Genomic DNA, 13,588 nt, shown 5'->3' on the forward strand with positions numbered 1-13,588 from the left:
AGGGAACGAACGATCGTTACGCCTCAGCCACGGACGGCTTGGTAGACGCCGGCGATCATGCCGACCATGGGGACAAGCGAAAGCAGGCTGAGGAACTCCGCGATGTCGAGCAGGCGGCCCCAATACGGCGAGCGCAGACCGCGCGCGACGCGGGTGGCGTAGGCCAGGCAGACGGCAGCGGCGACGAGCACGGCGACACCGGCGGCGAACAGGAAGTTGCGCTCGCCGTGCGCGGTCAGCCAGACGCCCGCGCAGACGAGCGCCGCGGCGCCGGTGACGACCAGGATGATCCGCTGGAAAGTGCCCGCGTACGAACGGGAACGCAGCATCCACGCGACGCCCAGCAACGCAGGCAGCCCGGCTTCCCAGACGCCGCCGTCGGAAATGAGCACGACCGAACCCGCGCTCACCAGGAGCCCCAGCGCGATCAGCAACGCGTTCAGCAGCCCCTGCGCATGCGAAGTCTGCCCGACGACGTCTTCGCCGAGTGACGGCTGTTCGTTGGCGCGGAAGGAATCCATGTCGTCGGGAACCCGCGGCAGCGGGAGCCGCCCGAGCCGCAGTGCCAGCATCGGCGCGACGGCGGCCAACGCTGTCGCGAGCACGGCCAGTACCGCCGCAGCGGCCGCTGCGCGGACGTCGGCCAGCAGCACCACGGCGATGGCGAGCGCGCCGAGCCCCGCCGACGCCGCGACGGCCACGAACCACGGCAATCGATCGGCGACGGTCACGGCGGCGAGTACGGCGTACACGGTCACCGCGGCCAGCCCGGCACCGAGCGGACCCGCGGAAAGCGAGAACAGGCTGTGCGGCGCGAACGCCGACATCCCGGCCAGCAACGCCGCCCCGGTGCCTGCCAGCGCGCCGGCCGCACCAGCCCCGGAATCGCCGTACGCGCGGCTCAACGCGCCGCCTCCCAGCAGCAGGAGCATTGCGAGCAGACCTGTTCCGACCGGCGCGAGCGCACTTCCAGCCGACGCGGCTTGCAGCAGCACGGCCGCGCCGAGCAGCAGGACGACCGCGGCGGCGATCCCCGCCCGCCGGGCGATCTTCGGCCCCCACGCGCCGGTTCCGGACTCGGCGACACTCGCGATCGAGTCGACGACATCGTCGAACAGCATCGGGCCGCGCGGCCGTTCACGCGGGGACAGGTGCAGCACTTCGCCGTCACGCACCTGTGCGGCGGCAACGGTCAGTCCGAGCGCCAGCGGCGCGCCGCCGAGCCGCGAAAGCACCCAGCCCGGATGGTCAGCGGAGGCTTGGCCGGTCGCCGCGGCGAGCCGGACGAGCTGCGGGACGAGCTCGGCGAAAGTGCTTTGCGGCGGCAGCGCGACGTCGACCCGCGCGCGCGGTGTGACCACGGTGACCCGCCGCGTCGATCCCGCGTGGACGGCCGCCGACGTCATGATTCGAGCGACCTCGCGGACTCGATGACCGGAGCGAACTTCGCCCGACTGGCCTCGGCGACCTTCCGCAGCCCGTCGTTGACGGCCTCCAGCACGATCTCGCCGAGGTCGCGCGCGGCGTAGCGGCGGATCGCTTCCGGGTCGATGTCGATGCCGGTGAACCGGCCGTCGCCGCGCAGGATCGCGGTCACCTCGTTGCCGCGCGAGTGGCCCTTCACCTCCATCGCCTCGACGGACCGCTGGATGCGGTGCACCTCGTCGGTCTGCCGGCGGACCTGCTCGAGCAGGCTGTCCATGTCCGGCACCGCGTAGGGATCGGTCACTGGGGATACTCCTTATTCTCCGCTGAGTTGTTCCCGCTGGGCTGCACAGCGGCAGGGGATCGAACATGGAAGCTCGCCACGAACCGCTGGAACTCGCCCACCGCGGACGCGGCCTGCTGCGGCGTCGACGTGCACGCCAGCTCGACGACCACACGGTCGGCGAGCCCGTTGGCACCGGGGATGACCAGGTGCACCTGCGATTGGGCGAGTTCGAGGCCGGCGGGCGTGACGATCCGCAGGACCTGGGTCACCTCGCCGGCGCCTTCCTGACGGCTGAGGACGTCGAGTTCGGCCATCGTCCTGCCGAGCCGCGTCACAGCTTCGTCCGCGATGCCCAGCAAGGACGCGGAATCCGGCCGGTTCGCGACGCTGACTGTGATCGTCGGCGTGAAGTTGCCGCCTAAGGATTGGACGCTGTCGGGCCGAATGGCGACGAACGCCGCTCCCCCGGCACCCACCGCCTCCGGTTCGACGGCCAGCCAGCCTTCGGGCACGTCGAACCCGAGCGGCAGCGAAATGCGGTCAGTTCGGGTCATCACCACGCCCCGGCGTACGAACCGGCGTTCGACCATGCCTGGCCGAGTGCGTTGGCGGCGTCGTGCGCCGCGCCGCTGACGCCGTCGACCACGGCGCCGCCGTACTGCTCGGCGCTGTGGTACATCTTCGGCAGGTCCAGATCGACCTTCGCGCCGACACCGAAGCCGAGCCCGAGTGCGGCGCCGGCCTTGAAGTTGACCTTGATGTGCCCGGCGTCGTAGACGGCCTGCCCGTCGAGCTGGGCACCGACGCCGTACTGCAGGGTCCCGTTGGCGCCGACCCCCACACCGGCGACATCGCCTGCCACCTCGCCCTCGACCTTCCCGCCGACGAACGCGTCCACGTGCGCGCCGACGCCGTTCACTCCGCCGGTGAGTGACCCGCTGACCTCGCCACCGACGAAGCCCAACACCTTCGCGTGGGCTTCGGCGACGCCGTATTCGACCTTCGTCTGCGCCGTCTCGTCGAACGCCGCGAGCTGCGCGTGTCCGGCGATCTTTCCTTGCTCACCTACCGAAGAGACCTTGAAGTCGCGCTCGGGGTCGAGGCCGTCCTGATCGTGTTTGTCCTTGTAGTAGGTGATATCCGTGTTGTTCGCGAGCTTCCCGGCCGTCGTCTCGGACTCCGGCCGCCCGAACGGCGTGTCGGCCTTCTTCGGCGCGCGCGTGCCTTCGAGGCCGTCCTCGGTGATCTTCTTCCAGCCCGAGTTCCCGAACCACGACGGAACTCCGCGCGGCCGGCTACGCCCGTCGAGCGGCTCGCCGTTGAGCCAGTGCAGCGCACCCGAGCCGTACTTTCCGAGCTCATGCTCGAGCCTGCCGATCTCGGTTTCCGGCTCCTTCGGCGCGAGCTGCCCGAGCACGGAGTTGAGCTGGTCGGCGGCGGCTTTTGCCTGTGCGACGGCCTGTTCGCCGAGATCCCTTGCCGCGCCGTAGAACGCCGTGACCGAACCGGACGCCGACATCCGCGCCTGGGCGGTCAACCGGTTCGCGTTCTGGTCGAACCACGCCAGCACGCCGTCGACGGTCGCCTTGGCCGTCCGCAACGCCGTCGCCGCACCGGTGAGCAGCATCGCCTGGGCGTCCAGCTGCGTGCCGACGGTCCCCAGTTCGGTGCCGATCTTCCCGCTCGCGGTGGCGTAGGCGGTGTACGCGTCACCGTCCCAGTCCGTGTGGAGCTTGGTGGCCGCCGCGACCAGGTCCTTGGACTGGCCCGAGACGTCCGACGCCTGGCTCGTCCGGTGCTGCGCCGCGACGGTCAGCGCGTCGGGGTCGCCGGTGACCCGCTGCTGATACTCGACGAGAACCCGCCGGTAGCCCACGAGGATCGACGACACCGCGCCCGAGCAGTCGACGATTCCGCTGTCGGTCATGTCGCGGCGCCAGTCTGCGCGCCGTTCAGGTGGAGGTGCTCGTCGATCGGCTTTCCGCCGTAGGTGCCGCTGATGTCGAGGTTCACCGGGGTGCCGGCGGGCGCGTCGACCTTGGTCTCGCCGGTCGACGGATCGAAGTCGACAACGATATGCCCGTTCGACGCGGCGGGAACTGGGGTTACCGGCGTGGGGACCGACGCGACCGGCGGCACGGGAGTCACTGGGATCCAGCTGTCCGTCGACGGGGTCGTGCCATTGCCGTAACCCGCGAGCGCGGGCGGGGTGTACCCGGTGAAGCCCGGCTGCGTGCCCGGTGCTCCCGGGGTCGGCCCATTAACTGTCTGCTGTCCCGCCGGGCTCGCCACCGGCGGTGGGGTTTGCGGTGCGGCGACTGGGGTTCCGGAGACCGTGGTGTTGGTCGGCGTCGCGGCTCCGGGAGTCGTGCCGGTGGGGGTCGTGCCGGTGGGGGTCGTGCCAGTCGGAGCGGTACCAGGAGTCGTCGCCGACGACGCGCCGAACAGCTTCTCGATCTCGGTGATGATCGTCGCGAGCTGGCTGATCTGGTTCGCGAGGTCGACGACGCCGAGTGCCTTCAGCAGCGCGCCGATCGCCTCGATGAACGCCCGCAGCGACGCGCTCGTCGCGGTCGACAGCGCCACCGCCGCGCCGTAGGTCCACCAGTTCGACATCAGCGCGGCGACCGTCGGGTTCACGGCCGACACGATCGCCCGGTAGGCCTCCTGCGCGGTCTTGACCAGCGTCCCGGAGATACCCAGCAGCTCGGCGCCCTTTTCGACCACCGAGATGATCTTGGTCAGCGACGAAAGGGAGTCGCTGATCTTCTTCAGCGCGCTCTCGGACGCGGCACCGGACCACGTCTTCTCCAGCTGCCCGGCCGCCTTGGTGAACTCCGTGTAGATGGACTGGCACTCGGCCGCCTTCTTCACCAGTTCCGCGACATGCTGGGCGATCTGCTCCGGCGAGCCGGTGAAGATCTGCGGCAGCACGGTGATCGGGCCGCCGGAGGAAGCGGTCGCGTCCATGGCACTGGAATTGGGGAAGATCACGCTCGAACCTCTTTCACATCGTCACAAGCGCTGGCCGGCCGCACTACGAGGTCGCCGGGCGGTAGACGCTGACCTTCGCCAAGCCCTGGATGGCCGGGTCCACCAGGCCGTGGTTGTAGAGCTGCCCGCCGTCGCCCGCGATCCCGATGACCGGCTGGACACCGCCGGCTTGCGGTTCGACGATCACGACGTCACCGCCGAGCACACCGCCCGGCACGTCGCCGAGGCCGCGCGCGGTGCCCGCGTAGACCTCGATGACCCCGACCCTGGCCTGGTTGTCCGCGTTGCCGTCGAGCCAGTCGTTGAAGTCGGCGACCCCGCGAAAACGGGTGTCCGTGATCGGGTGCCGGCCGAGCTGGCCCAGCCCGGCATCGCCGAGGTAGCGCAGCACGTTGCCGACCGAACCGGGTTCGGCCGACGAACCGGCGCTGTCGTTGATCGCCGACGTCGCGAGCGCGCCCGCGCCCGAGTTCCCCCAGATCCGGCTCGGTGAGGGGTTCGGCGCCGGATGTCCGCCATAGCCGTTCGCCACCGCTTGGTCCGCCGCCTGGTACTCGTCGGCGCTCTTCTTCACACTGTCGTTGACCTGCTGCAACAGCGTCAGCAGTGACCGCAGCGCCGTCACCTGCTGGCTCTGCATAGCCACGTTGGCCGAGGCGACCGCACTGCCGAAGGTGGCGAACGAGGTCGGTGGCACCACCGCGCGCTCCAGATCGGCGACGACGTTGATCCCCTGCATGATGATCCCGCCGACGTTGCCGACAGTGGACCGCATGGCCTCGGGCTGCGCCCGGTACTCACCCGCGCCGCCCATGACGCTCCTTCCGGTCCGGCTCCGTGTCGATGGACCACCCTAAGTTCGCGCCGATCACCGGGCAGACGGCAAAAGTACCCACCGCGAGCACGCCTTCAGTGGCCAAAATGATCGTCAAGAGTACCCACCGAGACCTCGGAAAGCCGCTGATGAGCCTGACCCGCGACCGCCTGCCGTCACTCGGCGAACCGCCGAGCGAAATCGTCCTGCAGTCCCCGCCGATGCTGCCGAAGAGCTCGTCCGGTGGGCTCATGCACCTCATGATGATGCTGCCGATGATGCTGGGCATGGGCGCGATGTCGTTCGTCTACATCGGACGTGACGGCGGGGTGATGACCTATATCTTCGGCGCGCTGTTCCTCGGTTCGATGGGCGGCATGGTGGTGATGTCGCTCGGGAAGGGCGGCATGGCGAAGAAGGCCGCGGTCAACGAGGAGCGCCGGGACTACCAGCGCTACCTGTCCGGCCTGCGCGGGCAGGTCCGCGACATCGCCGACGAGCAGCGCGCGGCGATGACGTCGGCGCAGCCCGACCCCGCGGACCTGTGGGCCTACATCGAAGCACGACGGCTGTGGGACCGCCGCCGCCATGACACGCAGTTCGTGCAGATCCGCGTCGGCACCGGGCCGCAGCGGCTCGTCACGCCGTTGAAGGCGCCGCAGACGGTCCCGCTGGAGGACCTCGACCCGGTGTCGTCGACGAGCCTGCGGCATTTCATCCGCACCTATTCCACTGTGGACGGACTGCCGGTGGCGATCTCGTTGCGGTCCTTCGCGACGGTCACCTTCAGCGGGCGCCGTCCGGACACACTGAGCACGGTCCGGGCGATGCTCGCCCAGCTCGTCACGTTCCATTCCCCCGCCGATCTGCGGATCGCGCTCTGCGTCTCCCCGGACCGCACGCATGACTGGGAATGGGCGAAGTGGCTGCCGCACACCGCCGCGTCCACCGCTTCGGACGCGACCGGGCAGCGGCGGCTCGTCGCGGACGACCTGACCGCGCTCGCCGAACTCCTCGGACCCGATCTCGGCGAACGTCCGCCGTTCAGCCGGAAGCCGAACCCCGACCTTCCGCACATCGTCGTCATCGCGGACGGCGGACGCGCCTTCGGCGAACCGCGGCTGGGCGGTGGGCACCAGGCCGTCACGATCGTCGAAATCGGCAACGAGCAGCCGCGGTCGTCGTCCACCGGACAAACACTGTGCCTGCATGCCGCTCCCGGACAGCTCGGGATGGTGATCGGTGAGGGCGCCGAGCAGCGGCTGGGCTTCCTCGGCGTCCCCGACACGTTCGACCGCGGCGCGTCCGAAGCGCTCGCCCGCATGCTGACCCCGCTGTACCAGGGCGCGACCGTGGTCGGCGAATCCCCGATGTCCGCGACCTTCGGGCTCGCCGGGCTGCTCGGCATCGGCGACCCCCGCGACACCGACACGGCCGTGACGTGGGCGCCGCGCGCTCCCCGCGACCGGCTGCGGATCCCGCTCGGTATCAACCCCGAGGGCAGGCCGGTCGAGATCGACCTCAAGGAGTCGGCCGAGGGCGGGATGGGCCCGCACGGGCTGGTCATCGGCGCGACCGGGTCGGGCAAGAGCGAACTGCTGCGCACGCTCGTGACGGGGTTGGCGGTCACGCATTCGTCGGAGAAGCTGAACCTCGCGTTGATCGACTTCAAAGGCGGCGCGACGTTCGCGGGGATGACGGAACTGCCGCATACGTGCGCGGTGATCACGAACCTGTCCGACGACCTCGCGCTGGTCGACCGCATGGCCGACGCGATCAACGGCGAAGTCCTGCGGCGGCAGGAACTCCTGCACTCCTCCGGGAACTACGCGTCGGTCCGCGACTACGAACGCGCGCGTGACGGCGGCGCGGACCTGCGTCCGCTGCCGTCACTGCTGGTGATCATCGACGAGTTCAGCGAGCTGCTGTCGTCACGGCCGGAGTTCATCGACCTGTTCGTCACGATCGGCAGGCTCGGGCGAAGCCTCGGCATCCACCTGCTGCTGGCGTCGCAGCGGCTGGAGGAAGGACGGCTGCGCGGGTTGGACTCGCACCTGTCGTATCGGATCGGGCTGCGGACGTTCTCGGCATCGGAAAGCCGGGCGGTGCTCGGGGTCGCCGACGCCTACCAGCTGCCGCCGGTGCCGGGGTCGGCCTACCTGAAGTCCGATACGGACACGCTCATCCGGCTCAAAGCGGCTTACGTGTCCGGGGAACTGCCGCCGCGCAGTGCCGTCGCGCGTCCAGGAGCGCCGGCCGCGGGCGTGCTGCCGTTCACGTTGCTTCCGGTGGAAGCGCCGATGCAGACCGAGGACCCGGTTGCCGAGGAAGTGGAGAGTACCGGCGAGACGATCATCTCGGCGATGGTGTCGCGGCTGATCGGCAAAGGCCCCGAGGCGCACCAGATCTGGCTGCCGCCGTTGAAGGAACCACCGACGCTCGACCAGTTGCTGCCACCGCTGGGCGTCGATCCGGAACGCGGCCTGTGCCCGCTCGGCTGGGGCGGCAACGGCAAGCTGACGGTGCCGGTCGCGTTGGTGGATAAGCCGTTCGAGCAGCGGCGGGACATGCTGTGGGCCGACTTCTCCGGCGCGGGCGGGCACGCACTGGTCGTCGGCGCGCCGCAGAGCGGCAAGAGCATGCTGCTGCGCTCGATCGCCGGGATGCTGGCGCTGACCCACACGCCGCGGGAGGTCCAGTTGTTCGTCCTCGACATGGGCGGTGGCGCGCTGGCGCCGATCTCCGGGCTCCCGCACACCTCCGGCTACGCCACGCGCCGCGACGCGCAGCGATGCCGACGGGTCGTCGCCGAGCTCACGACGTTGCTCGAACAGCGCGAGGAGTTCTTCGCTGCCAACGGAATCGAGTCGATGGCGACGTTCCGCCAGCGACGCGCGGAGTTCACCGAGAGCACCGAAAGACGAGAGTTCGGTGACGCGTTCCTGTTCGTCGACAACTGGACGACCATCCGGCAGGAGTACGAACAGCTCGAGGAGCAGATCACCGGGCTCGCCTCGCGCGGGCTCGGGTTCGGCATCCACGTGGTCATTTCGGCGAACCAGTGGATGGGCGTGCGGTCCCAGCTGCGGGACGCGCTCGGCACGCGGCTCGAACTCCGGCTCGGCGACCCGGCCGACTCGCTGATCGACCGGAAGACCGCGCAGAACGTGCCGGCCGAGGCGCCGGGGCGCGGGCTGACGCCCGACAAGCTGCACTTCCTCGGGGCGCTGCCGCGGATCGATGGCGACCAGCGGCCGGAGACCGTCGCGGCCGGCGGGCTGGACCTGATGCAGCGGGTTTCCGAGCACTGGCAACGGGAATCAGCCCCCGTGGTCCGACTGCTGCCGGCCGAGATCCCGCTCGACTCGCTGCCGAACGCGGCGGGGAAGCGCATCACGCTCGGGGTCGCCGAGTCGAACCTCGGCCCGGTCCACCTCGATTTCGCCGAGGACCCGCACTTCCTCGCCTTCGGCGACGTCGAAGCAGGCAAGAGCTCGTTGCTGCGGGTGATCACGCAAGGGATCACGGCTGCGTACTCGCCGAAGGAGGCGCTGATCCTCGTCGCGGACTACCGGCGTGGACTGCTCGGCACGGTGTCGGATGCGCACCTGCTCGGGTACGCGGGTTCGGAAACCGTGCTGACCAGCCTCGTTGCGGACTGCGAAACGGCGTTGCGGAACCGGTTGCCCGGCGCCGACGTCACGCCGGACCAGTTGCGGAACCGGTCGTGGTGGCGCGGCCCGGAACTGTTCGTGGTGGTCGACGACTACGAGCTCGTCGCCTCGGTCGGCAAGAACCCGCTGCTGCCGCTGCTCGAGTTTCTCCCGCAGGCCAGGGACATCGGCCTGCACGTCGTCATCGCGCGCGGCAGCGGCGGTGCCGGGCGCGCGCTGTTCGAGCCCGTGCTGCAGCGCATCCGCGAGCTCGGGTCGCCGGGGCTGATGATGTCCGGGTCGAAAGACGAGGGCGTGTTGCTGGGCGACGTCAAACCCAGCGCTCAGCCCGCCGGCCGCGGCACGCTGGTCAGCCGCCGCCACGGCACCGGCCTGATCCAGGTCGCCTGGACGAAGCCCGCGGAGGGATAGCGCCCGGACGTGCGGTCGGGTGAGTGGCTCGCTCGGGGCCACCCTTGTGGCGTTTCGGCCCGCGCGCGAACGACTCGGGGGCGTTTAGTACAAATCATTTGTATCGGGGGACGTTTCAAGGCCACCTTGAGTGCGTTGAACGCCACTGGGGGCTCCCGAGGGGTCCGTGTTGATCACCCGAACGGCCTACGACTTTCCTCGGGACGACTACCGACTTATGTCGGTATCGTCCGGACTCGTCAGGAAATACATTCACGTCATTGCTTCAAGTGAAGCTGGAAATTCTCTTACTTCTGGCGAAGGGTGACCAAATGCGACTGTCGAGGGCTGTATTCGTTGCGGTGGGTGCTGCGGCGGCGGTGACGATGACGACCGCGGGTCTGGCGAACGCGAGTCCGAACATCATCGGTGGCGGCACGGTGAGTTCGGCTCCTTGGGGCGCGCAGATCTTCTGGGACGACCAGACCGACTTCGGCGGCTTCGAATGCTCCGGCACGATTATCGCGGCCGACTGGGTACTCACCGCCCAGCATTGCCTGAACGCCCCCGGCATGCACGTCAAGGTCGGCAGTGTGACCCTCGGCGAGGGCACCGAAGCGGCCGTCGACAAGCAGGTCGCTTCCCCCGACGGCGACATGGCACTGCTGCACCTGAGCACGTCGATCGACACCACGTACATGAAGCTCGCGTCGGCCGCGCCGGCCACCGGTGACACCAACCAGATCTACGGCTGGGGCCGCACACAGGGCCAGTCCCCGCCCTCGAGCACCCTCAAGACGGCGAACGTGAAGGTGACCGGCACCAGCACGGACGCGTTCAACGGCGAGGCCATCGCCAGCAGGGGCATCAACGGTTCGTCGTGGCACGGCGACTCAGGCGGCCCCGAGGTGGCCAACGGCGCGCAGGTCGGCGTCTGCTCGACCGGCAACAACTCGGGCACGGACACCCAGGGCACGCAGAACTACGCCAGCGTGTCGACCAACCGGTCCTGGATCACCGCCACCGCCGGCGTCTAAAACCGTCGAGTTGCGATGGTCAGCGGGGATGGCCATCGCAACTCGACGGCGAGTTGCGATCGTTGCAGACGCTAAGTACCGCAACTCGACGGCGAGTTGCGGTCTATAGCGGTCGCTCTTGGACAAAACCGCCCACGTCGTGCTCGATCGCGAGATGGGTGGAAGCGCCAGGGGACAACGTCGTGAGCGGGCCGAGGATCTCGCATTCGACGATCCGGCCGGGCGGGTCCAAGTTTCCGAGGTGCGCCAACGGTTCCGACAACGGATGTTCCAGCCAGACCTCGGCCCGGGAATCGGAATCGGGGTATTCGGCGGTTTCGTCGACGGTGAATCGTTGGGTGACGGTGACACCGTTGCCGCTGTACGTCAGCGAACCCGACGCATCGGGAAAACCCAGCTTGCCGACAACGTCCTGGGCGGGAATCACCACATGATCGCCGAAATAGGCGAACGTCGGATTCCCCGTGCCCGCGACCAGTTCGACGACTTCAGGCGCTTTCCGCCCGGCGAGCGACACCGAGACCTCGCCGTCGCCCGGGAACTGCGTGACATTCCACAACGCCCAGCGCACGGGCCTGTCGAGAGTGTTCGTCGCGGTCAGGTCGAGCCGGTACGAACCGCTGTCCGGCTGCAGATCGACCCGCCGGGTCAGCCGGAGCCCGGTCCGCGGATCGGCACCGCTGGTCATGGTGACCGACCCACCGGAGACGTCGACCGCATATACCCCGGAGTCCAGCACGGGGTCCGGCGGGCCGGCCCACTGTCCACTGTGGTCCCAGCCCTGGGGCGCGGGCCATGTCTTGTCGCCGCCGTAGTTGACCCAGTCCCCCATGCTGCCTGCCGCCGACGCGGGCATGTGGCCATCGACCGGCCGAAGCCGCTCGTCCACCAGCGAAGCGTTACGCCACAACAGCTCCAAGCCACCGAACCGCAGTGACAGCAACCGGCCGCCGAGCGCCGGGACCAGGCCAAGCCGCAGCACGCCGTTGTCCAGCCACACGACTTCCCACGGCCCGACGTCCTCGCGCTCGACAGTCACCATTCGACAGTCACCATTCCGCCAAGCCGCCGTCGTCGTGGCGCCACACGGGGTTCCGCCAGGCGTGCCCGAGCTCCGCGGCCCGCCGCACGGCGGCCTCGTCGATCTCGATGCCGAGCCCAGGACCCACCGGACGCCGCGCGTAACCGTCCACGAACTCGAACGGCGTCGGATCGACGAGGTAGCTCAGCAGCTCGGCGCCGCCGTTGTAGTGCATCTTCAGGCTTTGTTCCTGGATCAGGAAGTTCGGCGTCGCGAACGCCACCTGCATACTCGCAGCCAGCGCGATCGGCCCGAGCGGACAGTGCGGCGCCATGCTCGCGCCGTAGACCTCGGCCATCGACGCGATACGCCGCAGTTCCGAAATCCCGCCGGCGTGCGAGGGATCCGGCTGGACCACGGCGACACCCGCGTCGAGCGCCGGTTTGAAGTCCCAGCGCGAATACAGCCGTTCCCCCACCGCGATCGGCACGGTACTGGCCGACACCACCGACGCCAGCGCACCGCCCTGCGTCTCGGGCAGGATCGGCTCCTCGACGAACATCGGCTGGACTTCCTCCAGCATCCGTACCAGCCGGCGGGCCATCGCCGGCGACACGCGGCCGTGGAAGTCGATTGCGAGATCGCGGTCCGGCCCGAGTGCGACCCGCGCCTCGCGCGCCCTGGCCAGCGCGGCATTGGCCTCGCCGGGCGTGGCGATCGCGTTCATCGGCCCGGATACGTTCATCTTCACCGCGGTGAACCCGGCGTCGACCTGCGCCTGGACGGCTTCGCGGATGTTGCCCGGCCGATCGCCGCCCACCCACGAATACACCCGGACGCGATCGCGGACGGGCCCGCCGAGCAGTTCGTGCACCGGCGCGCCCCGCACCTTGCCCGCGATGTCCCAGAGCGCGTGGTCATACCCGGCCAGCGCGCTGGAAAGCACCGGTCCGCCGCGGTAGAAACCGGCGCGCCGCAGCATCTGCCAGTGGTCCTCGATGCGCAGCGGGTCCCCGCCGATGACGAGGTCGGCGAGTTCGTGCACGGCCGCGCGGACCGTCTCGGCCCGCCCTTCGACAACCGGTTCGCCCCAGCCGCTGATGCCCTCGTCCGTGCTGACCTTCAGAAACAGCCAGCGTGGCGCGACCAGGAACGTTTCGACTCCGGTGATCTTCACGCGGGCCTCCTCATGCGGAATCCTTCGCGGCGGACCAACCGCCGTCGACGAGCAACTCGGTGCCGGTGACGAACGAAGCGCCGGGCGAGAGCAGGAACGCGATCACCGACGCCACCTCGTCCGGATCACCGAGCCGCCCGGCCGGCGTCGAGTCGCTGCTGCGCTGACGATCGGCCTCACTGATGCCATCCCAGGCCTGAGTGAGGATCGGACCGGGCAGCACGGTGTTGACCCGGACAGCCGGCGCGTACTCGACGGCCAGCTGACGTCCGAGCGAAATGAGTCCGCCCTTGCTGGCCGCATACGCCGGATGTCCGGGCAGGCCGAACAGCGCGTGCACCGAAGACACCAGCACCACCGCGCCCTTGCGCTCGGTCAACGAGGGCAGACACGCCCGCACGCCGAGGTACGTCCCGGTGAGGTTCACCTCCAGCTGGCGGGTCCACTCACCTCGGTCCTGTTCGTGCAACGGCTTCACCGTCTTGGCGTAGGCGTTGCTGACCAGCGCGTCGACCCCGCTGCCGGACGCCTCGAGCACCGCGTCCCAGGTCGACTCGCTGGTCACATCGCCGATCACCGCGGACGCCTGGCCACCGCCGTCGCGGATCCCCTCGGCGACGGCCTCGACCGACTCCGAGAGGTCCAGCGCGACGACGGTGAACCCGTCATCGGCGAGCCGCCGGGCCGCCGCGGCACCGATGCCCGCAGCGGCACCGGACACCACAACGCACCGCGGCATCTGTCCCACCTCCGTTTATGTCCTTTGCACT

The 13,588-nt window shown here is 69.4% G+C and carries 11 protein-coding genes; 2 read left to right on the forward strand and 9 right to left on the reverse strand.

The window, feature by feature from the left end:
* Positions 1-23: 23 nt before the first annotated feature.
* From eccD to JWQ81_RS22760, 6 genes are all read right to left on the reverse strand, one after another.
* On the reverse strand, positions 24-1,406 hold the full coding sequence (gene eccD, locus JWQ81_RS22735) for a type VII secretion integral membrane protein EccD (protein ID WP_297544510.1): 1,383 nt from the start codon (positions 1,404-1,406) through the stop codon (positions 24-26).
* Positions 1,403-1,729, reverse strand: coding sequence for a YbaB/EbfC family nucleoid-associated protein (locus tag JWQ81_RS22740; protein WP_297544511.1), 327 nt, complete (start codon positions 1,727-1,729; stop codon positions 1,403-1,405). The genes eccD and JWQ81_RS22740 overlap by 4 nt, the downstream gene beginning before the upstream one ends.
* Positions 1,726-2,265, reverse strand: coding sequence for a hypothetical protein (locus JWQ81_RS22745; protein WP_297544512.1), 540 nt, complete (start codon positions 2,263-2,265; stop codon positions 1,726-1,728). The genes JWQ81_RS22740 and JWQ81_RS22745 overlap by 4 nt, the downstream gene beginning before the upstream one ends.
* Positions 2,265-3,638, reverse strand: coding sequence for a WXG100 family type VII secretion target (locus tag JWQ81_RS22750; RefSeq protein ID WP_297544513.1), 1,374 nt, complete (start codon positions 3,636-3,638; stop codon positions 2,265-2,267). Before JWQ81_RS22750 ends, JWQ81_RS22745 begins: the two co-directional genes overlap by 1 nt.
* Complete coding sequence (locus tag JWQ81_RS22755) at positions 3,635-4,681, reverse strand: hypothetical protein (RefSeq protein ID WP_297544577.1); 1,047 nt, start codon at positions 4,679-4,681, stop codon at positions 3,635-3,637. The genes JWQ81_RS22750 and JWQ81_RS22755 overlap by 4 nt, the downstream gene beginning before the upstream one ends.
* 67 nt (positions 4,682-4,748) lie before the next feature.
* Positions 4,749-5,519, reverse strand: a complete 771-nt coding sequence (locus JWQ81_RS22760; RefSeq protein ID WP_297544514.1) for a WXG100 family type VII secretion target — start codon at positions 5,517-5,519, stop codon at positions 4,749-4,751.
* Positions 5,520-5,668: 149 nt separating this feature from the next.
* On the opposite strand from JWQ81_RS22760, the gene eccCa reads away from it, so the two are divergent.
* Both eccCa and JWQ81_RS22770 read left to right on the forward strand, forming a co-directional pair.
* Entirely contained in the window at positions 5,669-9,604 is a 3,936-nt protein-coding gene (gene eccCa, locus JWQ81_RS22765) for a type VII secretion protein EccCa (protein ID WP_297544578.1), read from the forward strand.
* Positions 9,605-9,915: 311 nt separating this feature from the next.
* Positions 9,916-10,620, forward strand: a complete 705-nt coding sequence (locus JWQ81_RS22770) for a trypsin-like serine protease (protein WP_297544515.1) — start codon at positions 9,916-9,918, stop codon at positions 10,618-10,620.
* 103 nt (positions 10,621-10,723) lie between these two features.
* Here JWQ81_RS22770 and JWQ81_RS22775 read toward each other — a convergent pair whose 3' ends face one another.
* The 3 genes from JWQ81_RS22775 to JWQ81_RS22785 are packed head-to-tail and all read right to left on the reverse strand — an operon-like array spanning position 10,724 to position 13,557.
* Positions 10,724-11,662, reverse strand: coding sequence for a DUF4380 domain-containing protein (locus tag JWQ81_RS22775; RefSeq protein WP_297544516.1), 939 nt, complete (start codon positions 11,660-11,662; stop codon positions 10,724-10,726).
* Positions 11,663-11,669: 7 nt separating this feature from the next.
* The gene (dgoD, locus tag JWQ81_RS22780; protein WP_297544517.1) at positions 11,670-12,818 is read right to left on the reverse strand and encodes a galactonate dehydratase; all 1,149 of its coding nucleotides are present in this window, start codon (positions 12,816-12,818) and stop codon (positions 11,670-11,672) included.
* Between the two features lie 10 nt (positions 12,819-12,828).
* Positions 12,829-13,557 carry an SDR family NAD(P)-dependent oxidoreductase gene (locus JWQ81_RS22785; protein ID WP_297544518.1) on the reverse strand — a complete coding sequence of 243 codons (729 nt, stop codon included), beginning with the start codon at positions 13,555-13,557 and terminating at the stop codon, positions 12,829-12,831.
* Positions 13,558-13,588: the final 31 nt, after the last annotated feature.

It is taken from the genome of Amycolatopsis sp., from assembly GCF_025464955.1.
Taxonomy (GTDB): domain Bacteria; phylum Actinomycetota; class Actinomycetes; order Mycobacteriales; family Pseudonocardiaceae; genus Amycolatopsis.

What these genes read in the sequence shown, in the direction of transcription:
- eccD (WP_297544510.1), bottom strand. Translation starts at nt 1,406, where the DNA reads ATGACGTCGGCGGCCGTCCACGCGGGATCGACGCGGCGGGTCACCGTG.
- JWQ81_RS22745 (WP_297544512.1), bottom strand. Translation starts at nt 2,265, where the DNA reads ATGACCCGAACTGACCGCATTTCGCTGCCGCTCGGGTTCGACGTGCCC.
- JWQ81_RS22750 (WP_297544513.1), bottom strand. Translation starts at nt 3,638, where the DNA reads ATGACCGACAGCGGAATCGTCGACTGCTCGGGCGCGGTGTCGTCGATC.
- JWQ81_RS22755 (WP_297544577.1), bottom strand. Translation starts at nt 4,681, where the DNA reads ATGGACGCGACCGCTTCCTCCGGCGGCCCGATCACCGTGCTGCCGCAG.
- JWQ81_RS22760 (WP_297544514.1), bottom strand. Translation starts at nt 5,519, where the DNA reads ATGGGCGGCGCGGGTGAGTACCGGGCGCAGCCCGAGGCCATGCGGTCC.
- eccCa (WP_297544578.1), top strand. Translation starts at nt 5,669, where the DNA reads ATGAGCCTGACCCGCGACCGCCTGCCGTCACTCGGCGAACCGCCGAGC.
- JWQ81_RS22770 (WP_297544515.1), top strand. Translation starts at nt 9,916, where the DNA reads ATGCGACTGTCGAGGGCTGTATTCGTTGCGGTGGGTGCTGCGGCGGCG.
- JWQ81_RS22775 (WP_297544516.1), bottom strand. Translation starts at nt 11,662, where the DNA reads ATGGTGACTGTCGAGCGCGAGGACGTCGGGCCGTGGGAAGTCGTGTGG.
- JWQ81_RS22785 (WP_297544518.1), bottom strand. Translation starts at nt 13,557, where the DNA reads ATGCCGCGGTGCGTTGTGGTGTCCGGTGCCGCTGCGGGCATCGGTGCC.